Origin of the sequence: Veronia pacifica (assembly GCF_001707825.1) — a bacterium.
Taxonomy (GTDB): domain Bacteria; phylum Pseudomonadota; class Gammaproteobacteria; order Enterobacterales; family Vibrionaceae; genus Veronia; species Veronia pacifica.
On the sequence record NZ_LYBM01000128.1, the window covers coordinates 1 to 491 of the forward strand.

Annotated in this window: 1 pseudogene; it reads left to right on the forward strand. The window is 51.1% G+C overall.

Features of this window, described 5'->3' with window-relative positions:
- Positions 1 to 491: pseudogene (locus A8L45_RS24895) on the forward strand (hypothetical protein); the annotation flags it as partial.

Sequence of the window (491 nt, forward strand, 5' to 3'; positions counted from 1 at the left end):
GGTAATAATTTCCTCTCCGGCGCGTCAAACGTCGGTGACCCTCTTGAGGTGACCCATCCGGCTACCACCGTCAGATTCCTCGATGATGACAATATTCTTATGGGGGACAATTCTGGTGAAGAAGGCATCAATGACATCAATCAGCGTGTTGAAATTGACGGTATAGCCTATTCAGCCAATCTGGATTTCACCTTTGTGATGCAGGACGATAACGGCAGTCTCTACACCTTTGTCGAAATCGATGTCGACATGAATGCAGACGGTCATATGTCGGCAGGAAACCGTGGTGAGGAAGATGGCAAAATCATCATTCAAGTGGGGGGCCCTGCGCTTGATGCTGGCGCATCGCTCAGTTTTGTCTCCTGGGATAACAGTGTCGATAACCTCCACTATCTCGACCTGCCCGGCGGCTTTGTCGACGCTGGACAGGCGACCCTGACAGACGATGAATCGGCACCCATGGTGTCATCGATAAGCCCAGATGAAAACGA